The sequence below is a fragment of the Pseudomonas sp. 32A genome, assembly GCF_052682255.1.
The window spans coordinates 3,228,065-3,251,259 of record NZ_JBQYLY010000001.1 but is presented as its reverse complement, the minus strand read 5'-3'; the positions used below and the strand labels follow the sequence as shown (position 1 = coordinate 3,251,259).

Here is a 23,195-nt window from a genome sequence, read left to right as displayed (position 1 = left end):
TCTGGCGGATGCCGCAGATAGAGAGAAATCTGACGTAATCGAACTACTGTTTCTGCTTCTCGAAGCGATAGAACAGGTTCGGCTCGCTGACCATGTACAGCGTGCCGTTCTCGTCCATGGTCACGCCTTCGGCACGGGGAATGGTGTCCTTCAAGCCATTGAAGCCACCCAGCAAGGTCATGAAGCTGACTTGCTCGCCCTTCTCGTCCAGTTCCAGCAGCAGATGGGAATCGGCCGACAGCGCCAGCAGATGGCCGGTACGGGGGTCGACGGTCAGTGCCGACAGGTTACGCATGTCCAATTCGGTGTTGGCGAGCTTCTGCTTGTCACCGGTGAGGGTCTGGCTACCGTCGCTTTTCCAGGTAAACAGGGCCGGCGGACGTTCTTCGCCGAGAATCAGCTGTTGATTGCGCTTGTCCCAGGTGATCGCTTCGAAGGCTTTGTTCTGGTCCTTCGAGGGGCCGAGGTCATAGGACGGGAAGTCGGCTTTGTTCAACTGCTGGGTCTGCGGGTCAACCTTGATGATGGTCAGGCTGTGCTGACGCTCATCGACCACAGCCATCAGGCCGTTTTCCATCATGGTCACGCCTTCCGGGTTGTTCCAACCATTGAGCGGCATCTTGCGCAGCACGTCGCCTTGCAGGGTCAGCTCAACCAGGAACGGGTTCTTGCCCATGACCGAGAACAGGGTCTTGGTCAGCGGGTTATACGCCAGGTCCGAGGCTTCGTCCTTCTCCATGCCGGGCAGCAGCTTGGCGTCGATCACCGCGTGGTAGTCCGGGAGCCAGACACTTTCCAGGCGCTCGGCCGGAGTTTCGAAGCCCTCTGCCACCCACAACACACCGCGGTCGTCCCAGTGCATGGCCCAGGCCACGCCATAGATGATCGCGCCGGCCAGGAACAGCCAGGAATACCAGCGCATGGCAAGGCGTGAACGCAACGAGGGTTTTACGGAGGGGAGAGGCACGGCCATTACGCTTTCCAGAAAGTCAGCTTTAGGGGATAGCACAGGATCACAAGGTCCGCGCGCGGGAGGCTGATGATTATCCGGATGGGGTGTGAAAAAAATGCAAAAACCGATTTTGCAGCCATACACAGATCAAATGTGGGAGCGGGCTTGCTCGCGAATGCGTAGTGTCAGTCACTGAATCTGTCGACTGGTCCACCGCATTCGCGAGCAAGCCCGCTCCCACATTTTTGACCGCGTTTCGCCAGGTATTTAGCGAACGCTGCTTTCGAAGCGGCTCACACCCGGCAACTCCAGCACCAGTTCATCGCCCACATTCAGCGGGCCCACGCCTGCCGGCGTACCGGTGAGGATCACATCCCCGGCCTGCAGCGAGAAGCAACCGGCCATGTACTGGATCATCGGGATGATCGGGTTGAGCATGATCGCGCTGTTGCCGTCCTGGCGCACTTCGCCATTGATGGTCAGGCGAATGCCAATATCCGTCACATCCGGGAAGGTGCTGCCGACCACGAACGGTGCAATCACTGCCGCGCCATCAAACGACTTGGCGATTTCCCAAGGCAGGCCCTTGGCTTTCAGCTCGGCCTGTTTGTCCCGCAGGGTCAGGTCTAGGGCCGGGGCGAAGCCGGAGATGGCGTCCAGCACTTCTTCGCGGCTCGGCTTGGTCGACAACGGCTTGCCAATCAGCACTGCAATTTCCGCTTCGTAGTGCACCGAACCGCGCTCGGTAGGGATGGCGAAGCCGCCTTCCAGCGCCACCACGCAGCTGCCGGGCTTGATAAACAGCAGCGGCTCGGTGGGTACCGGGTTATCCAGTTCCTTGGCGTGTTCGGCGTAGTTACGCCCGATGCACACCACTTTCCCCAGGGGAAAGTGAATATTGGTGCCGTCGACATACTTGTGCTGGTAGCTCATGGACCGACTCCTTCAGGGACTGTTAAACAGCGAAAATCTTGCCTGGGTTCATGATCCCGTTCGGGTCGAACACCGCTTTCACTGCCTTCATGTATTCGATTTCAACCGGCGAGCGGCTGTAAGTCAGATAGTCGCGCTTGGTCATGCCTACGCCGTGTTCGGCGGAGATCGAGCCGTTGTACTTCTGCACGGTCTCGAACACCCACTTGTTGACGGTGGCGCACTTGGCAAAGAACTCGTCCTTGCTCAGGTTTTCCGGCTTGAGGATGTTCAGGTGCAGGTTGCCGTCGCCGATGTGGCCGAACCACACGATTTCGAAGTCCGGGTAGTATTCGCCGACAATCGCATCAATTTCCTTCAAGAAGGCCGGCACTTTCGACACAGTCACCGAAATGTCGTTCTTGTACGGCGTCCAGTGGGAGATGGTCTCAGAGATGTACTCGCGCAGCTTCCACAGGTTGTGCAGCTGGGTTTCGCTCTGGCTCATCACGCCGTCCAGCACCCAGCCCTGCTCCACGCAGTGTTCGAACGTGGCCAGGGCGTCGTTGGCCACTTCTTCGGTGGTCGCTTCAAATTCCAGCAGCGCGTAGAACGGGCAGTCGGACTCGAACGGCGCCGGTACGTCGCCGCGCGCGAGGACTTTGGCCAGGGCCTTGTCGGAGAAGAATTCGAAGGCGGTCAGGTCCAGCTTGCTCTGGAAGGCGTGCAACACCGGCATGATCGAGTCGAAATCGGTGGTGCCGAGCACCATCGCGGTGAGGTTTTTCGGCGCCCGGTCCAGGCGCATGGTCGCTTCGACCACAAAGCCCAGGGTGCCTTCCGCGCCGATGAACAGCTGGCGCATGTCGTAGCCGGTGGCGTTCTTGATCAGGTCTTTGTTCAATTCCAGCAGGTCGCCCTTGCCGGTGACGACTTTCATGCCGGCGACCCAGTTACGGGTCATGCCGTAGCGAATCACCTTGATCCCGCCGGCATTGGTGCCGATATTGCCGCCAATCTGGCTGGAACCGGATGAAGCGAAGTCCACCGGGTAGTACAGGCCTTTTTCTTCGGCGACGTTCTGCAATTGCTTGGTGACCACGCCCGGCTGGCACACGGCGGTGCGGTCGGTGAGGTTTACGTCGAGGATCTGGTTCATATAGTCGAACGACACGACCACTTCGCCATTCGCCGCGACGGCAGCGGCCGACAGGCCGGTACGACCACCGGACGGCACCAGCGCCACCTTGTGTTCATTGGCCCAACGGACGATGGCCTGCACCTGTTCGGTGGTCTTCGGGAAGACGATGGCCACCGGGGCCGGGGCGAAATGCTTGGTCCAGTCCTTGCCGTAAGCCTCAAGGGAGTCAGCATCGGTCAGGACCTTGCCAGGCTCAACCAGGGTCTTCAGCTCATCAATCAGGGCAGGATGGGTCATCGACAGAACTCTCGAACAATTCATGGTCATCCTGAGAACGCTTCACGTCGCAGGAATGGGTGTTTAGCGGGGCACGTATGCTAGCATACCGCCCCCGCAGGATAGTGCCCAAGGGCGTTCTGCGGTGACGGCTTTCCTGCCGTCCGGGTCAGCTTGCGCTGCTCGATTCCCTGCCATTTTTCTCCGGGATACAGGTTTACGCAGATGAGCAAGACTTCTCTCGATAAGAGCAAGATCAAGTTCCTTCTTCTGGAAGGCGTCCACCCATCGGCCGTCGAAGTTCTGAAGGCTGCTGGGTACTCCAGCATTGAGTACATCACCAGTTCTCTGCCGGAAGCCCAGCTCAAGGAAAAGATCGCCGACGCGCACTTTATCGGCATTCGCTCCCGCACTCAGCTGACCGAAGAGATCTTCGATCACGCCAAGAAGCTTGTCGCTGTAGGTTGTTTCTGCATCGGCACCAACCAGGTCGACCTCAACGCAGCGCGCGAGCGCGGCATCGCGGTGTTCAACGCACCGTACTCCAACACCCGCTCCGTGGCTGAGCTGGTATTGGCCGAGGCCATCCTGCTGTTGCGCGGTATTCCCGAGAAGAACGCCTCCTGCCACCGTGGCGGCTGGATCAAGAGCGCAGCCAACTCCTTCGAAATCCGCGGCAAGAAGCTGGGTATCGTCGGTTACGGTTCGATCGGTACTCAACTGTCGGTATTGGCCGAAGGCCTGGGCATGCAGGTGTTCTTCTACGACACCCTGACCAAGCTGCCATTGGGCAACGCCACTCAGGTGTCGAGCCTGACCGAGCTGCTGGGCATGTCCGACATCGTGACCCTGCACGTACCGGAAACCGCTGAGACCCAGTGGATGATCGGCGAGAAGGAAATCCGCGCCATCAAGAAGGGCGGGATCCTGATCAACGCCGCACGCGGCACTGTTGTTGAGCTGGACGCCCTGGCCGACGCGATCAAGGACAAGCACCTGATCGGCGCCGCCATCGACGTGTTCCCAGTAGAGCCGCGCTCTAACGACGACATCTTCGAAAGCCCGCTGCGCGGCCTGGACAACGTGATCCTGACCCCGCACATCGGCGGCTCCACCGCTGAAGCCCAAGCCAACATCGGCCTGGAAGTGTCGGAGAAACTGGTCAAGTACAGCGACAACGGTACGTCGGTGTCCTCGGTCAACTTCCCGGAAGTGGCCCTGCCGGCTCACCCTGGCAAGCACCGTCTGCTGCACATCCACCAGAACATCCCTGGCGTGATGATGGAGATCAACAAGGTCTTCGCGGAAAACGGTATCAACATTTCCGGTCAGTTCCTGCAGACCAACGAGAAAGTCGGCTACGTGGTGATCGACGTAGACGCCGAGTATTCGGACCTGGCGCAAGAGAAGCTGCAACACATCAAAGGCACTATCCGTAGCCGCGTGTTGTTTTAATCCTGTAGGAGCGGGCTTGCCCGCGAAAAACGTTAACGAAAACGCGTGCATCCTGGATGCACGCAGCGCCCTCAGGTTTTTCGCGAGCAAGCTCGCTCCTGCAAATAAAAAACGGGAGCCCCGCAAGGGGCTCCCGTTTTTTATTTCACGTTAACCGTGATGACTTTCGAGGCTACAGTCGGGTTGAACTGCATATGCAGTTTGTCGCCGGCGACCAGTTGCAGCGTGTGCTTGCCTGGGGTGAGGGTCACCTCGGTTTCGGTCTGGGCCTTGCCGTAGTGGATCACGGTGTCGGTGGCCGGGATTGGCACGCTGGCGTCAGGCAATGCTTTCTGGTCGATCAGCAGGTGGTGGTGGCCGGTGCCCGGATCCTGGCTGGTGGCCGGCGCCAGTTTCAGGCCTTCCATGCCGAATTTCACGGTGAAGGTTTTATCGACGGTGGCGCCATCTTTCGGCGACACGATGAACACTTTGGCACCTTCTGGTGGAGCGCTGCGCGGGATGCCATCAGCAGCGGTCGCCAGCATCGAAGCGCCCAGCAAAAGGCTGGCCAGGGTTGCACGGGTCAAAAAGGCTTTCATTCACTTCTCCAGTTTTTCGGTGAAATCTGTAGGGTTAAGACAACTTCGCGACAAATTGCTGTCCAAGGCACTCAACACCATAGCAAAGCGAGCCGGAACAGCGCCTCGCTCATTCGAATTCTTTAGGAGAGACCATGCGCTTCCTGCCTGGCCTGTTACTTTTACTTCCCCTTGTGAGCCCCTTGGCCCATGCCGAACTGATCGACGATGTGTTTGACCGTGGGGAATTGCGCATCGCCCTGGAAGCCAACACCCCGCCCTTCAACTTCAAGGAAGGCGACAAACTCACCGGTTTTGAAGTGGAGCTGGGTGAGTTGCTGGCCAAGGAAATGGACGTACGCCCCTCCTTTATCACTGTCGATGCCGCCGATCTGCTACCCGGCGTGGAAAGCGCCAAGTACGACGTGGCCATCAACCATATCGCTATGACTCCTGAACTGGCGGATCGTTTCGACTTCAGCGAGCCCTACAGCTACTCCAGTGCACAGCTGATCGTGCGCAAGCAGGAACAACGTCCACTGGGCAGCTTCGCGGCGCTCAAGGGCAAGGCGTTGGGCGTGGCCCAGGGCAGCCAGTTTGTGGAGCAGGCGCGCACCGCCGAGGGCGTTGATTTGCGCAGCTATGCCGATGCCAAGCAGCCGATCAAGGACGTCGCAGACCAACAGATTGATGCCGCCATCAGTGACCGGTTGCTGATTCCCTACGCGATTCGCGACAGCCAGTTGCCGGTGAAGGAAGGCGCAGACGTCGGCCCTACGCTGAGCCTGGCGATTCCGTTCCAGAAGGGTAACCCGGCGTTCAAGGCCAGCCTGGACAAGGCCCTGCAGCGGGTAAAGGCCGATGGCCGGCTGACGGCGTTGTCGGAGAAGTGGTTCGGAATGGATGCGAGCAAGCCGGTGAAAAAGGCCGAATAAACGACTCGGTCAATGTGGGAGCGGGCTTGCTCGCGAAAGCGGTGGGTCAGCTTGAGCATCGGGTGACTGACACTGCGCTTTCGCGAGCAAGCCCGCTCCCACATGTTGATCTATGTCGGGCTTGAGCATTTTGCCAGGGCCGCTGCCGCTTCGGGCAGTTCCAGCTCACTGAACACCAGCACTCCATGGCGCTTGAGCAATGCCGCCGTCACGCCTTCGCCCGTGACCTTCACGCCGGTGAAGGTGCCGTCATAGGTCAGCAGATTGCCGCAGGACGGGCTATTGGCCTTGAGCACGGCGACCCGGATGTTGTGACGCTGCACCAAGGCCAACGCCTGGCGGGCACCCTCGAGGAAAGCTTCGCTGAAGTCTTCGCCTTGGGCCGTCAGCACCTGGGCGCGGCCTTCCCACACATCAATCCCCTGCCCGCCCGGGATTTCGGCAGACGGCCGTGGCGTCGGCAAACCTCCCGCAACCTCGGGGCACACGGCAACCACCCGGCCTTCGGCCTGCCATGCGGCGAGTTGGTCGAAAGGCCCGCTGGCGCCTCCGTCGTAGCGTACCCGGTGCCCCAACAGGCAGCGGCTGACCAGAATCTTTTGCATCATCAGAACGGCTCGTTACCCCGCCGGCGAAACCAGCCGGTAAGGGACAAGCGTTCGCGGGTGGCGGGCATGACTTCATGGGGGATCTCCCCCGACAGGAACACCACCAGGCAACCGCCGATGGGCACCACATCGTATTCGACGTCGCCCTTGAGGTACATGCGCAACTGGCCACCATGCTCCGGCAGCCAGGCGTTGTTCAAGTAGATCACCGCCGACACCATACGCCGGTCGTCATCGCGAAAACGGTCTACATGCTTGAGGTAAAACGCCCCCGGCGGGTACATCGCGAAGTGGCTTTCGAAGTCTTCCAGGCCCAGGAACAGGCCCCGGTTCATCGCCACCCGCAGGCTGTCCATCAGCTCGAGGTAGGTGTCGCAGGCGACTACTTCACCCGGCTCCAGCCACTGGATATGGTCGCCCCGAATGCCCTCGCGAATCTCCTGGGACGGCCCGCGCCCGACGGCTGCCGGCGCCAATTCACCCTCGGCGGCGCGTTTATGGCACTCAGCCGCCAGTTCGAGGGTCAGAGCCTCGGGCAGGAAGATATTCTGCTGCGACCAGCCTTGTGCGGCCAGGTCATCGACAATGCGTAACAGCAGCGGGTGATCGGAGGGTATGGGCATGGCGCGCATAGTATCCATACGCCTGTGAATCCGACAGAGCCGCCGAGCGTCTGAATACACTTTAGTCAGGTGACCGATAGGATTTCTCGACAAATCCTACGCCCGACACGGACAATAGTGGCCGACTGACAGGAGTCCCTATGCGTCGTTTGTTTTTTTCCTTGCTGATGCTCTGCGTTTTGCCCGCCTGGGCAGACAGCCATGACCAGTTGTACAAGGTCGCCGGCTGGGCAGACCAGCGCGCGCATTTTAATGACGCCCTCAGTGCCGCCCAGCAGCGCTACCGCAATAGCTTGCCGCCGGCGGTGTATCAAGCGCTGGTGGACAACAGCAATAAACGCTTTGCGCCGCAGTCGGTAGACCAGCGCGCCGAAGCACAGCTGCGCAAGAATCTGGCGGACCCGAAGCCGGCGTTGGCCTTTTTCCAGTCGCCCCTTGGCCGCAAGATTGTCGCCGCCGAGTTGCTGGCCACGCGCCGGGATCAACTGGCGAAGAATGCCCAGGGCTTGCCGCATATGGAGGCCGACGCCACCCGCAGCCTGATCATTGGCCACCTGGCCCAGGCGCTGCCGGCGCGGGAAGCCGGGGCTGAAGTCAGCCTGGCGATTGCCGGTGTGGCGGCCGACAGCTTGAGCCAGATGATCCCCGGCCTGTTGGGCGGCGGTCAGGCACAGGGCATGTTGAACGGCCAGCGTGAGCGCCTGATGCAGCAGATTGGCAATGATTTGAACAACACGTTGTTGTACGTCTACCGCGATCTGTCTGACCCGGAGTTGGAGGAGTTCGCGACGTTCGCGGAGTCGCCGGATGGCAAGGCGTACTACAAGGCGGCATTGGCGGCGATCCGGGCCGGGCTGGCGGTCGGTCAAAGCACTTCAAGCCTGGCACCCTGACACCGATTGATCGCTCCCACGCTCCGCGTGGGAGCGCAGCTGGTGACGCTCTGCGTCACGGGACGCGGAGCGTCCTCGGAGGCATTCCCACGCGGAGCGTGGGAACGATCTCAGGCCAGGTGATCACTTAGAAACTTGAAGTACACCTGCCGAATCTCCGGAATCTCATTCGCCAAATGATGCCTGCCACGCGGCAGCATCAAGATCTCCGGCTGGTCGAACTTGCTGCGCAGTACCGTCAGGTTGTGCTGCCAGTCCACCGTCATGTCTTCCTCACCCTGCACGATCAACGGCCGCCGCGCACTGCGTGGCGCGGCTTCAATGCGTTTGATCCAGCGCGCCAAGGCGCCCACCCAGGCGGTCGGCAGTTGCCGGGGCTGCAACGGGTCGGCCTCCAGGAACGGCTTGAACTGCGGGTCGTTGGTGTTATCGCTGAAACGCCGGGCGATGCCTTTGACGAACGGCCGGAGCAGGTAATAACTGAGCTGCGACCAGCCCCAGGCCCGGGGACGCACCAGCGGTGAGAGCAAAAAGGTCTTGCCCTGGGCCGGGCTGTCGACGCCATGGTTAAGCAGGTGATCCACCACAATCGCGCCGCCGGTGCTTTGCCCGAACAGGTGCCACGGCTGCGGCAATTGCAACGCCCTGGCCTGTTCAAACAGCGCCTGCACCACGTTCTGGTATACCGCAAAGTCATCGATGCTGGCCCGCGCGCCGCTGGACAAACCATGGCCCGGCAAGTCGCAGGCGATCACCACAAAGCCCTGGTCCAGCGCCCAATCCACGGCATTGCGGTACAAACCCATGTGGTCGTAGAAGCCATGGAACAGGAACATCGTCGCCACCGGAACGGGCGGCCACCACACCTGGCAGACCACCTCGAACCCATCCACCGTAACCCGCCCCAGGCCGCTTACTGCGGGCACTTTGCGGGCGGGCAGGTCCAGGCCATAGAAGCGCTGGTAGACCCGGGCCTCGGCAGAAAGCGGCTGCGCGTCCACCAGGGGCCGCAAGCTTTCGCGTAGATGATCAGGGTCAAACGTAACGGGCATAAGAACTTCCAGACTGTGGCTTCAACGCGTTGAACAGATGAATATCGAGCCGCGATATTCATCTGTCAGGGCAAGCATGGCAAGCTACGCGTCCTCCGAGGATCGATCCAAATGCGACAGCCCTACCGCACCACCCTCTTCGCCAGCCTGATCGTGATCATTTGCGCCGGGGTGCTATGGGCGGCGTATGACTGGTTCCAGGGGCGCTACCTGCGGGCGTTCAGTGAGCATACGGCGGTGTTTTCCGGTGACAGCCTGAGCCTGCCGGCCGAGCTTGCCGGCCCGGGCCCAATCCGCCTGGTGCACTTCTGGGACCCGGCCTGCCCGTGCAATGTCGGCAACCAACAGCACCTCAGCGAGCTGATCGAGCAGTACGCGCCCCAAGGCGTAGAGTTCTATTCCCTGCAGAAAGCCGGCAGCCACGGCCAGTTGCCCGCCACCCTCGGCGCGATGAAGGCCCTCAAGGCCGTGCCAGGCGCCCAACACTTGCCTGCCAGTCCGGCCGTTGGCATCTGGGACCGCAGTGGCAAGCTGGCCTACTTCGGGCCCTACAGCGAAGGGCTGACGTGCAACTCCAGCAACAGCTTTATCGAGCCGATCCTGCAAGCCCTCGGAGTCGGGCGCGAGGTCAATGCGACCCACACCCTCGCGGTTGGCTGTTACTGCGAGTGGAACGCGGCCGCCCCTCCACCCTGAGGCGACATGCCAAGCTGAACAGAGGCTGTTCATTCGGCAAACTCAAATAACTGTATCGGCATGCTCCTGTATCGTGAGCAGCTAGTGGAGCGGACGGCGTTTGAGTCGTCAGTGCCAGGCGCACAAGCAGACGATACGGGAACACATGAGCCAATTAACCATCATCCTCTGGATACTCAACGTCATCGTTGATACGTCCGGCCAGTTGGCGTTTAAAGCCGCTGCCTCAGCCAGCGCCGAGCATGACGGCATGGCCCACTGGCGCCATATGCTCAAGCGTCCGTGGATCTGGCTGGGCATCATCTGCTATGTCTTCGAATTCGTGCTGTGGCTGGCCTTCCTGACGCTGGTGCCGTTGTCGGTCGGGGTGATGCTGGGCTCCATCAATATTGTCGTGATCATGATTGCCGGGCGTTTCCTGTTCAAGGAAAGCCTGACCAAATGGCGGTTGATCGGCATCCTGCTGATCGCCTGTGGCGTGACCGTCGTGGGGTTTGAGTAATGAAACGGTTTTATATTCTGGGTTTTCTGTCGCTGATCGTTTTCGATACCTTGGCGCAGGTCAGCTTTAAGTTCGCCTCGATTCACGCCGAACCACTGACGATGGACGCCGCCTGGCTGATACGCGTGTTCGGCGCGCCGTGGATCTACGGTGCATTTGTTGGCTACATCGGCGCGTTTTTTACCTGGATGACGTTGTTGAAATACGCGCCGGTCGGCCCGGCATTTGCGGCGTCACACCTGGAGCTGATCAGCGTGACGCTGATCTCCGTCTGGCTGTTCAACGACACCCTGACCCTGCCTAAAATCGTCGGTGGCGCGCTGATTATCGCGGGCATCCTGTGCCTGGCGCGCAGCGAAGAAAAAGAGAGCAAGACCGTCGAGGCCGAGCCCTCGCAGACGCTGGCGTCATGACCCGCGTGGCCGGCCGGGAGATTCCGCCAACAGCGGGCCTTCCCCTGCGCTGGCGGGATGTGTTCAACCTCTCGGGCGACCTGGCCCGCTCGCTGGCCCAACAACTCGATATCCCGCTGCCGGCCCTGCCCTGTTCCGGCACGGCCGCCCTGATCATGGCGCTGCGGGTGTTGCAGCAACGCAGTCCTGGGCGCACCGAGCTTATCGTCCCCGCGTATACCTGCCCGTTGGTTGCCCTGGCTGCCCATCACTGCCCGCCTCTGCGGGTGGTGCCGTGCGATTTACAGCCCGGTAGCATCGACCTGGACGAGCAACAGCTGGCGCAATTGTGCAACGCAAATACCTTGGCGATCGTCGTCACCCACCTGGCCGGGCGTGTGGCGGATGTGGACGCCGCCAGGCGCATTGCCGAGCCACTTGGCGTGGCGATCATCGAAGACGCCGCCCAAGCCATGGGCGCGCTGGATGACGGAAAAAGCGTCGGGCTCAAAGGCGACATCGGCTTTTTCAGCATGGCGCTGGGCAAAGGCCTGACAACGGCCGAAGGCGGCGTGTTGTTCAGCCGGGACCCGGCGCTGCATCAGGCATTGCACCAGCAATGCCGGCAGGACTTGCCCTTCAGCCTGCGCTGGGAAGCGCAACGCAGCGCCGAGCTGTGGGGCTATGCCGCGGCGTATCAGCCCCGTGGGCTGAAGTACGTGTACGGCAAACCGCTGCGGGCGGCGCTGGCGCGGGGCGATGAAGTGGCGGCGGTGGGCGACGATTTTTCCATCAACGATATCCCGTTGCACCGTCTAGGCGGTTATCGCCAAAAAGTAGGTGCTGCAGCGCTGACACGCCTGCCCGAACATTTGCAGCAAGGGCGCCTGCGGGCGTTGCGCCGCGTGGCGTTGCTCAACAGCTTGCCCGGCGTCTCGGTGTTGACCGACCGCCCGGGCCAGCAAGGCACCTGGCCGTTTCTGATGGTGGTCATGCCCAGCGCACAAACTCGCGATACCGCCATGGCGCAGCTGTGGACGGCGGGCCTGGGCGTCACCCGCCTGTTCATCCACGTATTACCGGGCTACCCGGCACTCACCCCGCTCTTGCAGCAAGGCGTCGCTACCCCGCACGCACAATGCTTCGCCGCCCAAACCCTGTCGATCAGCAACAGCCACTGGCTGACGGACGAGCTGTTCGAGCAAGTGCTGGATCATCTACGGCGAATTCTTAAACGCTAGCCCAGCTCTGATCGATGCGGGTCAAAAGGCGCGCATTCAACTCATTCTGCTGCTGTTGCCAGATCACCACCTGGTTTTCCGGCAGCTCTTCCTGGCCATCCGATGCACTCAGCCAGCGCTTGAACTTGCTCTGGTAGTGGTAGGCCGAGACGTCACCGGTGATGTCCGCGCCAATGATGCTGCCGTGGCATGCATCGATCAGCTGATTCAAATGCGTCTCCAGAAACTCGCCCTGGTCCCAGTTGGTATTCACCACCTCCGGGCTCAGCACGTCTTTGTCGATGGAGAGATACACCGGCAATGACCGGTCGAGCTGCGCCAGGAACGCGCTCATCAACTCGTCCGCGTTGGCGAATGCGCGATTGCTGCGGCCTGCGCCGATCCACTTCAACCAGCGGGTATCGACGTTGGTGTTCCAGTAGGTCAGCTTGCGTTTCACCAACGGCGACCAGTGATTCTCCCAGGCGTGCTTGAGGGAAATGTCCGGCGAGCCGATGCCCAGCACATGCACATGCTCGACCTGCGGCAAACGGCTGGCCCAGTAGACCCAGGACCCACAGTGGATACCAAACGGATAGCGCATGTTGTCCGGGTGGTTATCGCAAATGATCAGCTGGATCTTTTGCTGGGTGGGAAGACGGTTCAACAGCAACTGGCTGAGGTGGTGATAGTCACCGCTGCCGGTAAACACGCAGCCGTAGTCTTTGGGCATCTGCGCTTGCAGGGCGTTCTCCAGCTCCTTGAACTGCGCCCAGCGGCAACCGAACCGAATCTTCTCCTGCCAGGCTTGCAGCGGCAGGGTAATGGCGCCGGGAATGTTATTCACGGCTCCGTCAAAATCGAGGATCAATGCGGGACGGGCCTGGCTCATGCGGTTTGCTCCTGCTGCCACTGGGTATCGCTTTCAAAATGGTGCCGGAAACGGTTCATCACTTTGCGCAGCAGCGGGTTCCTCACCCAGACCAGATGGCGGGTAAACGTGAACTTGGCACCGAGGCTGGCCTTGACCTGTGGGTCGGTCCACCCCGCGACATAAAACTGCAGGCCCTTTTCCAGGGCGAACTCCAGGTTCACAAACCAGCTGACGAAGTACAGGTTGTGCTCCAGCGCCAGCGGGTAGTTAAGGCCGATGTACTTGTCGAGCAACTTGCCGTCTTGCTGGTAGCACAGGTTATAGCCAACCAGCTCGTCCTCGTCCCAGTAACAGAACACATGCCCGCCGCTGTCGGCATCGGTGAGCAACTGGATGAAGAACTCGGGCGTGAGCAAGTCGAAGTGGATCTCGCTCTGTGCGTACACCGCCTTGTACAGCCGATACAGTTCCTGCTGCCATTGCTCGTCGCTGAAGCGGGCATCGCCGGTGTCCAGGATCTCGATGCGCAGCTCATCACGGCTGCGTAGCTTGCGGCGGATATTGCGGCGACGGCTGTGGGACAACCGCGACAAATACTCATCCGTCGAGCTGAAGTCGATCGGTACATAGGCCAGCGCCTGGCCCTCTACATCGATGAATCCGCGCTGGGTGCAGGCCTCGATCAACGCGTGTGCGTAACGATTGTCCTCGACGCTGAGCAGTGGAGAATCCAGCGGCACGTCTTTGACGATGGTGAGTTTGCGTTGCGGCGCACACTCCTGTTGCAGCCATTGCGCCATGTCCTGTGGCGGTACGCTCAGCGGAAACGGGGAATATTCGCTGACCGTGGTGCCGACAAAGCAGGTGTCGATATGCAGCCATGACTGCCACAAACGGTACCCCGGCCAACTGCGCAGGCGGGCACGCAGCTCATCGTCGGCGGTGGTTTGCAGGTCGAACCGGGTGAAAAAGTACGGCAGTCCCTGTGCTGACAGCTGGGCGTTGAAGCCCACCGGCGGGTATCGCAAAAAGTGGCTGATCAGCGATGGCGTTTCCATGCAGCAGGCATAAGGCACCTGTGCACGGCTGGGATCTGTCATAAATTGCATTCCGAAAGTGATAGCAAAGGCGCGCCCGGATGACGGGGTGAATCATCGCGCCGCTGGTTTCATGTAACAGAGTAAACATAATACTCCGCCCACCCGCGGCCCACTTCAGAACCCCCACTTCATGCAGCTCAGGTTCAGGGAGCAAGAACCCGAGAGCATTTTCCGCAGCGCTCGCCAAACCCACTAAACTGCCCGAATCTTCACGGTGACCGACTAATAAGGGACAACCCATGAAACGCATCCTGACCGCGCTGGCCATCCTGCTCGTAGCCCTTATGGTTGGCGCCGGCTGGTACGTGTACAGCAAGCAGCCGACTCGCCAGGGCACGGTGGAGCTGGCCCACCTGCAAGGCTCGGTCACCGTGCGCTACGACGACCGAGGCGTGCCGCATATCCGCGCCGAGAATGAGACCGACCTGTACCGCGCCCTCGGCTACGTACATGCCCAGGACCGGTTGTTCCAGATGGAGATCATGCGGCGCCTGTCCCGTGGCGAGCTGGCCGAGGTGCTGGGGCCCAAGTTGCTGGAAACCGACAAACTGTTCCGCAGCCTGCGCATTCGCGAGCGCGCCTTGAGCTACGTCGAACACATGGACCATGAGTCTGCGTCCTGGAAGGCCCTGCAAGCCTACCTGGACGGGGTCAACCAGTATCAGGACAGCCACGCCAAACCCATGGAGTTCGACGTACTGGGCATCCCCAAGCGTCCGTTTACCGCCGAAGACACCATCAGCGTCGCCGGCTACCTGGCCTACAGCTTTGCCGCTGCCTTTCGTACCGAACCCTTGCTGACCTACGTCCGCGATCAACTGGGCAACGATTACCTGAAGGTCTTCGACCTCGATTGGCAGCCCAAGGGCGCACTGAACCTGGCGGCTGGTGACTGGAAGGATTTGGGCGCCATCGCCCAGTTGAGCGAACAGGCCATGGCCGACAACGGCCTGCCGCAGTTCGAAGGCAGCAACGCCTGGGCCATCAGCGGCAGCCGTACCAAGAGCGGCAAACCGTTGCTGGCGGGTGACCCGCATATCCGCTTCTCGGTGCCATCGGTGTGGTACGAGGCGCAGCTGTCAGCGCCGGGTTTCGAGCTTTACGGTTATCACAACGCGCTGGTGCCGGTGGCGTTCCTGGGCCACAACAAGGATTTCGGCTGGAGCCTGACCATGTTCCAGAACGATGACCTCGACCTGATCGCCGAGAAGGTCAACCCGGACAACCCCAACCAGGTCTGGTACCACGACAAGTGGGTGGACATGACCAGCAGCGAGCAACAGATCGCGGTCAAGGGCCAGGACCCGGTGACCATAACCCTGCGCACCTCGCCCCACGGCCCGATCATCAATGACGCGCTCGGCGAAAACGCCGGCAAGACGCCGATTGCCATGTGGTGGGCGTTCCTCAACACCGAGAACCCGATCCTCGATGGCTTTTATCAGCTCAACCGTGCCGACACGCTGGCCAAGGCCCGTGCGGCGGCGGCCAAGGTCCAGGCGCCTGGCTTGAATATCGTGTGGGCCAATGCCAAAGGCGATATCGGCTGGTGGGCAGCGGCGCAACTGCCGATCCGCCCGGCCGGGGTCAACCCGGGCTTTATCCTCGACGGCAGCACCGCCCAGGCGGACAAGCTCGGCTTCTACCCGTTCAGCGCCAACCCCCAGGAAGAAAACCCGGCCCGCGGTTACGTGGTGTCTGCCAACGCCCAGCCGGCATCCCCCACCGGCATGCCGATTCCCGGGTATTACAACCTGGCGGACCGTGGCCAGCAGTTGAATGCCCAGTTGAGCGACAACAGCGTGAAATGGGATGTGGACAACAGCCAGGCCTTGCAGCTCGGCACCACCACCGCCTACGGCCCACGGCTGCTGGCGCCGTTGCTGCCGGTGCTGCGTGAAGTGGTCAAGGACCCGGCACAGTTGAAACTGGTGGAGCAATTGGCAACGTGGAAAGGCGATTACCCGCTGGACTCCACCAGTGCCACGCTGTTCAACCAGTTCCTGTTCAACCTCACTGACGCCGCGTTCCACCCAAAGCTGGGCGATGCGATGTTCAAGACCTTGCTCACCACCCGAGTGGTGGATGCGGCCTTACCGCGCCTGACCGCTTCAGCGGATTCGCCCTGGTGGGACGGCCACCGCGCCGAGACCGTCAAGCTTGCCTGGGACAACAGCCTGCAACACCTCAAGGCGACCTTCGGCGACGACCCGGCGCAGTGGCAATGGGGCAAGGCCCACACCCTGACCCATGGCCATCCGCTGGGCTCGCAGAAGCCGTTGGATCAGATCGTCAACGTCGGCCCGTTTGCCGCTCCTGGCACCCATGAAGTGCCCAACAACCAATCCGCACAGATCGGCCCGGCGCCATGGCCGGTGACGTACGGACCGTCGACCCGGCGCCTGATCGACTTCGCCGATGCGGCGCATGCGCTGACCATCAACCCGGTCGGGCAGAGTGGCGTGCCGTTCGACAAGCACTACTCCGACCAGGCGGAGACGTATATCGAAGGCGGGTATGAGCAAGCGCATTTCAATGATGAGGAAGTGACGGCGAATACCCGCAGTACGCTCAAGCTGTTGCCGGCCAGGTAGGTGGTTGAAATACGGACTGTGTGGGAGCTGGCTTGCCTGCGATAGCGGTGTGTCAGTCGATAGAAATGTTGACTGACACACCGCTATCGCAGGCAAGCCAGCTCCCACAGTTGATCTGCGTTGTTGCGTCTACCGGGCTCGCAGCCGCCCCGGCGCTTCACCGTAGGTCTCCTTGAATTTCTTGCTGAACGCCGCCTGGGACTGATACCCCGCCTGGGCAGCAATATCCGTCAGGCTCAGCCGCGACTGCTGCAGCAGGTTGAACGCCAGCTCCATGCGCAACTGCGTCAGCAACACCCACGGCGACACACCCGCCACTTTGACAAACCCACGCATGAAGGTCGCCCGGGACATCGACGCGGCGCTGGCCAGGCTGTCGATGGTCCACTCATGCCCGGGCTTCGCCAGCATCGCCTGCCAGGCCTTGCCCAGGCGTTTGTCGGCCAGCAAGGCGAAAGTGCCCGCCACCGGCGCTTGCTGCGTCAGCCACGCCCGCAGGATCAAGGTGAACAACGCCGACGACAGTGCATCGATAAAGAACCTGGCCCCCAGCCGTTGCCCGTCCGCTTCGCTGCGCATCAGTGCGATCAATGCCGCCAACTGCCCATCGGCCTGCCACTGCCGACTCGACACCACCAGATAGTCCGGCAACGCACTGAACAACAACGACTGACGGTTATAGCGAAAGCTGCCGCAAAGCATGTCCACGTCCGGCTGTTCACCGCCCAGGCGATGGATCGGCAACAGGCCGCCCTCGATCACGGTCTGCGCCACCGGCTTCACCCGCACGCCCTGGCTGCGCACCAGGTGCGTCGCGCCACCGGGCATCAACAGGATATCGCCCTCTTCCAGCGTCACCTGCTGCCCACCGGACAATTCGGCGCGGCAGGTGCCCGCCAGCACAATGTGATACGGCGCCACGCCCAGCGGCTCGGGCTCGTGGTCCATGGCCCAGGCGCCCTGGAACTGGCAACGCAAGTCCAGGCTGCCCCGCAGGTTGGCCAACGCGATCAAGGTGTCGATGGAGTTCATTTGCGAGCATCGGTCAAAAAGATGAGCGGATTGAACAATACCGCCAAACCGGAACAGCCCAGACTGGTTTCACACCCAACCCGTTCAGGAGTTAACGCGATGTTCAATAACTGGTCCGACTTGCTGCCTACCGTGAAGAAAGCCTTTGGCGCACTGGGCAAGAGCAACCCGAAGATGGTCAAAGCCTACATGGCGCTGGGGGAAGCTGCCGAGGAAAACAACGTCCTGGATGCCAAGACCCGTGAGCTGATTTCCATCGCCGTGGCCATCACCACGCGCTGCGACGGTTGCATCGGCGTGCATGCCGACGCGGCGATTAAGGCCGGCGCTACCCGCGAAGAAGTGGCCGCGACCCTGGCCACGGCGATTTCGCTGAATGCCGGTGCGGCGTATATCTACTCGCTGCGTGCCCTGGAAGCCTACGACACGCTCAAACCGGCGCCGCAAAGTTAAGCCGGAATTGTTGCGGCGTCACGCCCAGCCGGCGGTTGAACACACTGCGCATGTGCTGGGCATCGCGAAAGCCGCATTGATACGCCACGGTCTTGAGCGGCGCGTGGGTGCTTTCCAGCATCACCCGCGCCGCATCCACCCGCGCCCGCTCGACGAACTCCGCCGGGGTGATCTGCGCTTCCCGGGCGAACACCCGCGAGAAGTTGCGCGCGCTCATGTTGGCAGCCTTGGCCAGGTCGGCGATGGTCAGGTCGCCTGTCAGGTTGGCCAATACGTAGAGCTGCACCAGCGCCACCGCCGAGGTGGCTTCGGCGTGGGGTGTCAGAAACGGGCTGAACTGCGACTGCCCGCCTGAACGCTGGGTAAATACCACCAGACGCTTGGCCACGCTGAGGGCGACTTCCGGGCCGTGGTCCTGGGCCAGCAGGTACAGCGACAGGTCGATGCCCGCCGTCACCCCGGCGGAGGTGTAGAGGTTGCCGTCCTGCACGTAGAGGCGGTCCGCTTCGACCTGGGACGATGGGCATAAGGCGGCCAGATCAGCGGCGTCGCCCCAGTGGGTAGTGACGGTGCGCCCGTCCAGCAGACCGGCGCGGGCGAGCATGAAGGCGCCGTTACAGATGGAGCCGAAACGTTTGGCTCGCGCGCTGGCGTCACGCAGCCATTGATTGAACACCGGGCCGAAATCCTCAAAGGGCAACTGCGGCCCGCCGGCCATCAACAGCAAATCGTAAGGGTCGAGGGCTTCGCTGAAATGCCGGTGCGCCTGCAACGACAAGCCGTTGGAACAGGCCATGTTGCCGTGCCCCAGGCCAATCACCTCCAGCTGGTAATGCGCCTCGGGCGGCAGAAAACGGTTGGCCTCGCAGAACACATCCAGCGGCCCGGTCACGTCCAGTGACTGGACGCCGGGGAAGATCAGGATGGCAACGGTTTTGCCCATGGGTAGAAACACCTTTTTCCAACTGAATAAATGCAAAACCCCTGTGGGAGCTGGCTTGCCTGCGATACAGGCGACGCGGTCCATCAGGTATACCGAGGTGATGCTATCGCAGGCAAGCCAGCTCCCACATTTGATCGCGCATACCCTTGGCGCGATATCGCAGCACATTGGCCGGGATCGCATCCTCGCCGCGATGGCCCCCTCGCGGGCGCACGACCAGACTGGACTCATCGGCGCCAACCCGGCGCTTTCTTGAGGACAACGACCATGAGCACCACCATCGCCGGCATCAAGATCCCGGACAGCGCCCTGGCCAAGGCCACCACCGAATACATCCGCGACATCGAATCCGACCTGCTGTACCACCACTCCCGCCGGGTGTTCCTGTTCGGCGCCTTGAGCGGTGAGCGCCAGCAACTGGCCTATAACCCGGAGCTGCTGTACGTCGGCGCGATGTTCCACGACCTGGGTTTGGTGGAAGGTCACCGCAGTGACGACGAGCGCTTTGAAGTGGACGGCGCCAATGCAGCGGCGGACTTTCTCAAGCCTTACGGGTTGAGCGATGACGACATCGAACAGGTGTGGTTGTCGATTGCCCTGCACACCACGCCGGGGGTGCCCAAGCATCTGCGTCCGACTGTGGCGCTGGTGACCGCTGGCGTGGAAATGGACGTGCTGGGGATGGAGTACGCGGCGTTTACCAGCGTGCAGCGCGAAGCAGTGGTGCATGCGCATCCACGGGGTGAAGGGTTCAAGGAGTGCATCATCTGCGCGTTTGCCGATGGCCTGCGCCATCGTCCGCAGACCACGTTCGGCAATGTGAAGACCGATGTGCTGGTGGATCAGGAGCCTGGGTTCAAGCCGATGAACTTTGTCGAGGTGATTCGCAAGTCGCCTTGGATGGCCTGACAGGATCGTTCCCACGCTCTGCGTGGGAATGCATCCCTGGACGCTCCGCGTCAGCTCTCAGAGTCGTGACGCGGAGCGTCACAGGAGGCGTTCCCACGCGGAGCGTGGGAACGATCATCCTAGACCGGCGCTGGAGCCCGACGCGAATCCGTCGGCTTCTCCCAGCCATCCGCAGCCGCTTCTTCAATCGCCTGCTGGATCGCTTTCTTGCGGTGCTCTTCAGCACGACGGCTGAAGAACCACACCAGGAACGTCACGATCGACACCGCCAGCAGAATCAAGCTGGCCACGGCGTTGATCTCGGGTTTAACCCCCAGACGCACCGCCGAGAACACTTCCATCGGCAACGTGGTAGAACCCGGCCCCGACACGAAGCTGGCCAACACCAAGTCATCCAGCGACAGCGCGAACGACATCATGCCGCCCGCCGCCAGCGACGGCGCGATCATCGGGATGGTGATCAGGAAGAACACCTTCCACGGCCGCGCCCCCAGGTCCATCGCCGCTTCTTCAATCGACAGGTCCAGCTCACGCAAGCGCGCCGACACCACCACCGCCACATACGCCGAACAGAACGTGGTGTGGGCGATCCAGATGGTCACCAGGCCACGTTCCTGAGGCCAACCGATCATCTGCGCCATGGCCACGAACAGCAGCAACAGCGACAGACCGGTGATCACTTCCGGCATCACCAGCGGTGCCGTCACCAGGCCGCCGAACAGCGTGCGGCCCTTGAACTGGCTGATACGCGTCAGCACGAACGCCGCCAACGTACCCAGCGCCACTGCGGCAATCGCGGTGTAGCAGGCAATTTCCAGGGAGCGACCGACGGAGCCCATCAACTGGGTGTTGTCCAACAGGCCGACGTACCACTTGATCGACCAACCGCCCCACACCGTCACCAGTTTGGATTCGTTGAACGAGTAGATCACCAGGATCAGCATCGGCAGGTAGATGAACAGCAACCCCGCCACCAGCATGAAGCTTGAGAAACTGACGCGCTTCATATCTTGCCCTCCATCTCTTTGGCTTGGCTGCGGTTGAACAGAATGATCGGCACGATCAGGATCGCCAGCATCACGACCGCCAAGGCAGACGCCACCGGCCAGTCACGGTTGTTGAAGAACTCTTGCCACAACACTTTACCGATCATCAGGGTTTCCGGGCCGCCCAGCAGTTCCGGGATCACGAACTCGCCCACCACCGGGATAAACACCAGCATGCAGCCGGCGATGATGCCGTTCTTGGACAGCGGCACGGTGATTTTCCAGAAGCTGTTGAAGGTGCTCGAACCCAGGTCCGATGCGGCTTCCAGCAGGCTCTGGTCGTGCTTCACCAGGTTGGCGTACAGCGGCAGGATCATGAACGGCAGGTACGAATAGACCACGCCGATATACACCGCGATGTTGGTGTTGAGGATCTGCAGCGGTTCGTTGATCAGCCCGATGGACATCAGGAAGCCGTTGAGCAAGCCGTTGTTGCTGAGGATGCCCATCCACGCATACACGCGGATCAGGATCGCAGTCCAGGTCGGCATCATGATCAGCAGCACCAGCACCGTCTGGATTTCCTTGCGCGCGCTGGCAATGGCGTAGGCCATCGGGTAGCCGATCAGCAGGCAGAGGACGGTGCTGAAAAACGCCATCTTCAGCGAGCCCAGGTACGCCGCGATGTACAGCTCGTCATCGCCCAGCATCCCGTAGTTGGCCAGGTTCAGCACCAACTGCAGTTTCTGCTCAACGAAGGTGTAGATCTCGGTGTACGGCGGGATCGCCACGTCGGCTTCGGCAAAGCTGATCTTCAAGACGATGAAGAACGGCAGCATGAAGAACAGGAACAGCCAGAGGAAAGGGATCCCGATGACCACGTGCCGGCCACCGGGGGTTATTCGTTGCAGCTGGCGTTTGAACTTCTTCATGTTCATGAGCGAAGTACCACGCCGCTGTCGTCTTCCCACCACACGTACACCTGGTCGCCCCAGGTTGGGCGCTGGCCGCGGCGCTCGGCGTTGGCCACGAAGGACTGCACCAGCTTGCCGCTCGGCAATTCGACGTAGAACACCGAGTGGCCGCCGAGGTAGGCGATGTCGTGCACCTTGCCGCTGGACCAGTTGTGCTCGCAGGTCGGCATTTCGGTGGTCACCAGCAGCTTTTCAGGGCGGATGGCGTAGGTCACCGACTTGTCTTCCACCGAGGTGGCGATGCCGTAGCCGACGTAGATGTCGCGGTCCAGGTCCGGGCACTTGAGTACCGCGTGGCCTTCGGCGTCGTCCACCACCTGGGTGTCGAAGATGTTGACGTTGCCGATGAACTCGCACACCAGGCGGCTGGTAGGCGTTTCATAGATGTCGATCGGGCTGCCGATCTGGGCAATCCAGCCCAGGTGCATGATCGCGATGCGCTCGGCCATGGTCATGGCCTCTTCCTGGTCGTGGGTCACCATCACGCAGGTCACGCCTACGCGCTCGATGATCTCAACCAGTTCCAGTTGCATCTGCGAACGCAGTTTCTTGTCCAGTGCGCCCATCGGCTCATCGAGCAACAGCAGTTTCGGACGCTTGGCCAGGGAACGCGCCAGGGCCACCCGCTGGCGTTGACCGCCAGACAGCTGGTGCGGCTTGCGCTTGGCGTACTGGCTCATCTGCACCAGCTTGAGCATCTCGGCCACACGGGCGTCGACCTCGGCCTTGGGGATCTTGTCCTGTTGCAGGCCAAACGCGATGTTCTGGGCCACGGTCATGTGGGGGAACAGGGCGTAGGACTGGAACATCATGTTGATCGGCCGCTCGTACGGCGGCATGTCGGTGATGTCCACACCGTCGAGGTAAATGCGTCCTTCCGTTGGGCGCTCGAAGCCTGCGAGCATGCGCAGCAAGGTGGATTTGCCCGAACCCGATCCGCCGAGCAAGGCGAAGATCTCGCCTTTCTTGATTTCCAGGGACACATCGTCCACCGCAATCGTCTCGTCGAACTTCTTCGTGACCCGGTCGATTTTGACCAGCACCTTTTTCGGTGTCTGGTCGCCCTCGAGGGCTTTCTTATAGGCGCCGGAGGCAACTGCCATTTACGAAACT

The 23,195-nt window shown here is 61.3% G+C and carries 24 protein-coding genes; 10 read left to right on the top strand and 14 right to left on the bottom strand.

Annotated features, from left to right (window positions below):
* Positions 1-43: 43 nt before the first annotated feature.
* The 3 genes from ACUN0G_RS14765 to ACUN0G_RS14755 form a co-directional block, all read right to left on the bottom strand.
* Entirely contained in the window at positions 44-973 is a 930-nt protein-coding gene (locus ACUN0G_RS14765) for an SdiA-regulated domain-containing protein (RefSeq protein ID WP_258342690.1), read from the bottom strand.
* Between the two features lie 246 nt (positions 974-1,219).
* Positions 1,220-1,885, bottom strand: coding sequence for a fumarylacetoacetate hydrolase family protein (locus tag ACUN0G_RS14760; protein ID WP_010167806.1), 666 nt, complete (start codon positions 1,883-1,885; stop codon positions 1,220-1,222).
* A 22-nt stretch (positions 1,886-1,907) separates the two neighbouring features.
* Positions 1,908-3,302, bottom strand: a complete 1,395-nt coding sequence (locus tag ACUN0G_RS14755; RefSeq protein ID WP_258342692.1) for an FAD-binding oxidoreductase — start codon at positions 3,300-3,302, stop codon at positions 1,908-1,910.
* Between the two features lie 204 nt (positions 3,303-3,506).
* Between ACUN0G_RS14755 and serA the strand changes: the two genes are divergently transcribed.
* Entirely contained in the window at positions 3,507-4,736 is a 1,230-nt protein-coding gene (gene serA / locus ACUN0G_RS14750; protein ID WP_076013037.1) for a phosphoglycerate dehydrogenase, read from the top strand.
* A 140-nt stretch (positions 4,737-4,876) separates the two neighbouring features.
* Here serA and ACUN0G_RS14745 read toward each other — a convergent pair whose 3' ends face one another.
* A complete protein-coding gene (locus tag ACUN0G_RS14745; protein ID WP_258342694.1) occupies positions 4,877-5,317 on the bottom strand; it encodes a DUF4399 domain-containing protein in 441 nt (146 codons plus the stop codon).
* Positions 5,318-5,451: 134 nt separating this feature from the next.
* On the opposite strand from ACUN0G_RS14745, the gene ACUN0G_RS14740 reads away from it, so the two are divergent.
* Complete coding sequence (locus tag ACUN0G_RS14740; RefSeq protein WP_258342696.1) at positions 5,452-6,231, top strand: transporter substrate-binding domain-containing protein; 780 nt, start codon at positions 5,452-5,454, stop codon at positions 6,229-6,231.
* A 110-nt stretch (positions 6,232-6,341) separates the two neighbouring features.
* Here the strand turns inward: ACUN0G_RS14740 and ACUN0G_RS14735 are convergent, their stop codons facing one another.
* Together ACUN0G_RS14735 and ACUN0G_RS14730 are read right to left on the bottom strand one after the other, a co-directional pair.
* Positions 6,342-6,836, bottom strand: coding sequence for a DUF523 domain-containing protein (locus ACUN0G_RS14735; protein ID WP_218263100.1), 495 nt, complete (start codon positions 6,834-6,836; stop codon positions 6,342-6,344).
* Positions 6,837-6,838: 2 nt separating this feature from the next.
* The gene (locus ACUN0G_RS14730) at positions 6,839-7,471 is read right to left on the bottom strand and encodes a 2OG-Fe(II) oxygenase (protein ID WP_076013039.1); all 633 of its coding nucleotides are present in this window, start codon (positions 7,469-7,471) and stop codon (positions 6,839-6,841) included.
* A 131-nt stretch (positions 7,472-7,602) separates the two neighbouring features.
* Between ACUN0G_RS14730 and ACUN0G_RS14725 the strand changes: the two genes are divergently transcribed.
* Positions 7,603-8,355, top strand: a complete 753-nt coding sequence (locus ACUN0G_RS14725; RefSeq protein ID WP_063026433.1) for a DUF2059 domain-containing protein — start codon at positions 7,603-7,605, stop codon at positions 8,353-8,355.
* Between the two features lie 110 nt (positions 8,356-8,465).
* On the opposite strand, the gene ACUN0G_RS14720 is transcribed toward ACUN0G_RS14725, so the two are convergent.
* Positions 8,466-9,407 (bottom strand): alpha/beta hydrolase, encoded by a 942-nt coding sequence (locus ACUN0G_RS14720; RefSeq protein ID WP_445573722.1) that lies wholly within the window; start codon positions 9,405-9,407, stop codon positions 8,466-8,468.
* A 111-nt stretch (positions 9,408-9,518) separates the two neighbouring features.
* Here ACUN0G_RS14720 and ACUN0G_RS14715 point away from each other — a divergent pair, with 111 nt between their 5' ends.
* The 4 genes from ACUN0G_RS14715 (at position 9,519) to ACUN0G_RS14700 (ending at position 12,238) form a co-directional block, all read left to right on the top strand.
* Positions 9,519-10,103, top strand: a complete 585-nt coding sequence (locus tag ACUN0G_RS14715) for a DUF6436 domain-containing protein (RefSeq protein ID WP_076013042.1) — start codon at positions 9,519-9,521, stop codon at positions 10,101-10,103.
* A gap of 145 nt (positions 10,104-10,248) precedes the next feature.
* Positions 10,249-10,605, top strand: coding sequence for an EamA family transporter (locus ACUN0G_RS14710; protein ID WP_167664061.1), 357 nt, complete (start codon positions 10,249-10,251; stop codon positions 10,603-10,605).
* Positions 10,605-11,018 carry a DMT family transporter gene (locus ACUN0G_RS14705; protein ID WP_167664060.1) on the top strand — a complete coding sequence of 138 codons (414 nt, stop codon included), beginning with the start codon at positions 10,605-10,607 and terminating at the stop codon, positions 11,016-11,018. Before ACUN0G_RS14710 ends, ACUN0G_RS14705 begins: the two co-directional genes overlap by 1 nt.
* Positions 11,015-12,238, top strand: a complete 1,224-nt coding sequence (locus tag ACUN0G_RS14700; protein ID WP_445573721.1) for a DegT/DnrJ/EryC1/StrS family aminotransferase — start codon at positions 11,015-11,017, stop codon at positions 12,236-12,238. The genes ACUN0G_RS14705 and ACUN0G_RS14700 overlap by 4 nt, the downstream gene beginning before the upstream one ends.
* Here ACUN0G_RS14700 and ACUN0G_RS14695 read toward each other — a convergent pair.
* Both ACUN0G_RS14695 and ACUN0G_RS14690 read right to left on the bottom strand, forming a co-directional pair.
* Entirely contained in the window at positions 12,228-13,109 is an 882-nt protein-coding gene (locus tag ACUN0G_RS14695; protein ID WP_258342705.1) for a hypothetical protein, read from the bottom strand. The genes ACUN0G_RS14700 and ACUN0G_RS14695 overlap by 11 nt on opposite strands.
* Positions 13,106-14,191 (bottom strand): GNAT family N-acetyltransferase, encoded by a 1,086-nt coding sequence (locus tag ACUN0G_RS14690; protein ID WP_445573720.1) that lies wholly within the window; start codon positions 14,189-14,191, stop codon positions 13,106-13,108. The genes ACUN0G_RS14695 and ACUN0G_RS14690 overlap by 4 nt, the downstream gene beginning before the upstream one ends.
* Positions 14,192-14,430: 239 nt before the next feature.
* Between ACUN0G_RS14690 and ACUN0G_RS14685 the strand changes: the two genes are divergently transcribed.
* Positions 14,431-16,785 carry a penicillin acylase family protein gene (locus tag ACUN0G_RS14685; protein WP_445573719.1) on the top strand — a complete coding sequence of 785 codons (2,355 nt, stop codon included), beginning with the start codon at positions 14,431-14,433 and terminating at the stop codon, positions 16,783-16,785.
* A 129-nt stretch (positions 16,786-16,914) separates the two neighbouring features.
* Here the strand turns inward: ACUN0G_RS14685 and ACUN0G_RS14680 are convergent, their stop codons facing one another.
* A complete protein-coding gene (locus ACUN0G_RS14680) occupies positions 16,915-17,817 on the bottom strand; it encodes an AraC family transcriptional regulator (RefSeq protein ID WP_445573718.1) in 903 nt (300 codons plus the stop codon).
* A gap of 99 nt (positions 17,818-17,916) precedes the next feature.
* Between ACUN0G_RS14680 and ACUN0G_RS14675 the strand changes: the two genes are divergently transcribed.
* Positions 17,917-18,270: a carboxymuconolactone decarboxylase family protein gene (locus ACUN0G_RS14675; protein WP_016973032.1), complete on the top strand. Its 354-nt coding sequence runs from the start codon at positions 17,917-17,919 to the stop codon at positions 18,268-18,270.
* Here the strand turns inward: ACUN0G_RS14675 and ACUN0G_RS14670 are convergent.
* On the bottom strand, positions 18,248-19,213 hold the full coding sequence (locus tag ACUN0G_RS14670; protein ID WP_445573717.1) for a GlxA family transcriptional regulator: 966 nt from the start codon (positions 19,211-19,213) through the stop codon (positions 18,248-18,250). The genes ACUN0G_RS14675 and ACUN0G_RS14670 overlap by 23 nt on opposite strands.
* A gap of 267 nt (positions 19,214-19,480) precedes the next feature.
* Here ACUN0G_RS14670 and ACUN0G_RS14665 point away from each other — a divergent pair, with 267 nt between their 5' ends.
* Positions 19,481-20,122 (top strand): HD domain-containing protein, encoded by a 642-nt coding sequence (locus tag ACUN0G_RS14665; protein ID WP_017476582.1) that lies wholly within the window; start codon positions 19,481-19,483, stop codon positions 20,120-20,122.
* Between the two features lie 119 nt (positions 20,123-20,241).
* Here the strand turns inward: ACUN0G_RS14665 and ACUN0G_RS14660 are convergent, their stop codons facing one another.
* The 3 genes from ACUN0G_RS14660 to ACUN0G_RS14650 are packed head-to-tail and all read right to left on the bottom strand — an operon-like array spanning position 20,242 to position 23,185.
* Entirely contained in the window at positions 20,242-21,129 is an 888-nt protein-coding gene (locus ACUN0G_RS14660; protein ID WP_258342711.1) for an ABC transporter permease subunit, read from the bottom strand.
* Entirely contained in the window at positions 21,126-22,046 is a 921-nt protein-coding gene (locus ACUN0G_RS14655) for an ABC transporter permease subunit (protein ID WP_258342713.1), read from the bottom strand. Before ACUN0G_RS14655 ends, ACUN0G_RS14660 begins: the two co-directional genes overlap by 4 nt.
* Positions 22,043-23,185, bottom strand: coding sequence for an ABC transporter ATP-binding protein (locus ACUN0G_RS14650; RefSeq protein WP_003195240.1), 1,143 nt, complete (start codon positions 23,183-23,185; stop codon positions 22,043-22,045). The genes ACUN0G_RS14655 and ACUN0G_RS14650 overlap by 4 nt, the downstream gene beginning before the upstream one ends.
* Positions 23,186-23,195: the final 10 nt, after the last annotated feature.

Coding starts and splice junctions, on each gene's coding strand:
- ACUN0G_RS14730 (WP_076013039.1), bottom strand. CDS start 7,471: ATGCGCGCCATGCCCATACCCTCCGATCACCCGCTGCTGTTACGCATT.
- ACUN0G_RS14725 (WP_063026433.1), top strand. CDS start 7,603: ATGCGTCGTTTGTTTTTTTCCTTGCTGATGCTCTGCGTTTTGCCCGCC.
- ACUN0G_RS14655 (WP_258342713.1), bottom strand. CDS start 22,046: ATGAACATGAAGAAGTTCAAACGCCAGCTGCAACGAATAACCCCCGGT.
- ACUN0G_RS14695 (WP_258342705.1), bottom strand. CDS start 13,109: ATGAGCCAGGCCCGTCCCGCATTGATCCTCGATTTTGACGGAGCCGTG.
- ACUN0G_RS14745 (WP_258342694.1), bottom strand. CDS start 5,317: ATGAAAGCCTTTTTGACCCGTGCAACCCTGGCCAGCCTTTTGCTGGGC.
- ACUN0G_RS14675 (WP_016973032.1), top strand. CDS start 17,917: ATGTTCAATAACTGGTCCGACTTGCTGCCTACCGTGAAGAAAGCCTTT.
- ACUN0G_RS14710 (WP_167664061.1), top strand. CDS start 10,249: ATGAGCCAATTAACCATCATCCTCTGGATACTCAACGTCATCGTTGAT.
- ACUN0G_RS14700 (WP_445573721.1), top strand. CDS start 11,015: ATGACCCGCGTGGCCGGCCGGGAGATTCCGCCAACAGCGGGCCTTCCC.
- ACUN0G_RS14765 (WP_258342690.1), bottom strand. CDS start 973: ATGGCCGTGCCTCTCCCCTCCGTAAAACCCTCGTTGCGTTCACGCCTT.
- ACUN0G_RS14720 (WP_445573722.1), bottom strand. CDS start 9,407: ATGCCCGTTACGTTTGACCCTGATCATCTACGCGAAAGCTTGCGGCCC.
- ACUN0G_RS14685 (WP_445573719.1), top strand. CDS start 14,431: ATGAAACGCATCCTGACCGCGCTGGCCATCCTGCTCGTAGCCCTTATG.
- ACUN0G_RS14705 (WP_167664060.1), top strand. CDS start 10,605: ATGAAACGGTTTTATATTCTGGGTTTTCTGTCGCTGATCGTTTTCGAT.
- ACUN0G_RS14665 (WP_017476582.1), top strand. CDS start 19,481: ATGAGCACCACCATCGCCGGCATCAAGATCCCGGACAGCGCCCTGGCC.
- ACUN0G_RS14740 (WP_258342696.1), top strand. CDS start 5,452: ATGCGCTTCCTGCCTGGCCTGTTACTTTTACTTCCCCTTGTGAGCCCC.
- serA (WP_076013037.1), top strand. CDS start 3,507: ATGAGCAAGACTTCTCTCGATAAGAGCAAGATCAAGTTCCTTCTTCTG.
- ACUN0G_RS14660 (WP_258342711.1), bottom strand. CDS start 21,129: ATGAAGCGCGTCAGTTTCTCAAGCTTCATGCTGGTGGCGGGGTTGCTG.
- ACUN0G_RS14755 (WP_258342692.1), bottom strand. CDS start 3,302: ATGACCCATCCTGCCCTGATTGATGAGCTGAAGACCCTGGTTGAGCCT.
- ACUN0G_RS14715 (WP_076013042.1), top strand. CDS start 9,519: ATGCGACAGCCCTACCGCACCACCCTCTTCGCCAGCCTGATCGTGATC.
- ACUN0G_RS14670 (WP_445573717.1), bottom strand. CDS start 19,213: ATGGGCAAAACCGTTGCCATCCTGATCTTCCCCGGCGTCCAGTCACTG.
- ACUN0G_RS14760 (WP_010167806.1), bottom strand. CDS start 1,885: ATGAGCTACCAGCACAAGTATGTCGACGGCACCAATATTCACTTTCCC.
- ACUN0G_RS14650 (WP_003195240.1), bottom strand. CDS start 23,185: ATGGCAGTTGCCTCCGGCGCCTATAAGAAAGCCCTCGAGGGCGACCAG.
- ACUN0G_RS14735 (WP_218263100.1), bottom strand. CDS start 6,836: ATGCAAAAGATTCTGGTCAGCCGCTGCCTGTTGGGGCACCGGGTACGC.
- ACUN0G_RS14690 (WP_445573720.1), bottom strand. CDS start 14,191: ATGACAGATCCCAGCCGTGCACAGGTGCCTTATGCCTGCTGCATGGAA.
- ACUN0G_RS14680 (WP_445573718.1), bottom strand. CDS start 17,817: ATGAACTCCATCGACACCTTGATCGCGTTGGCCAACCTGCGGGGCAGC.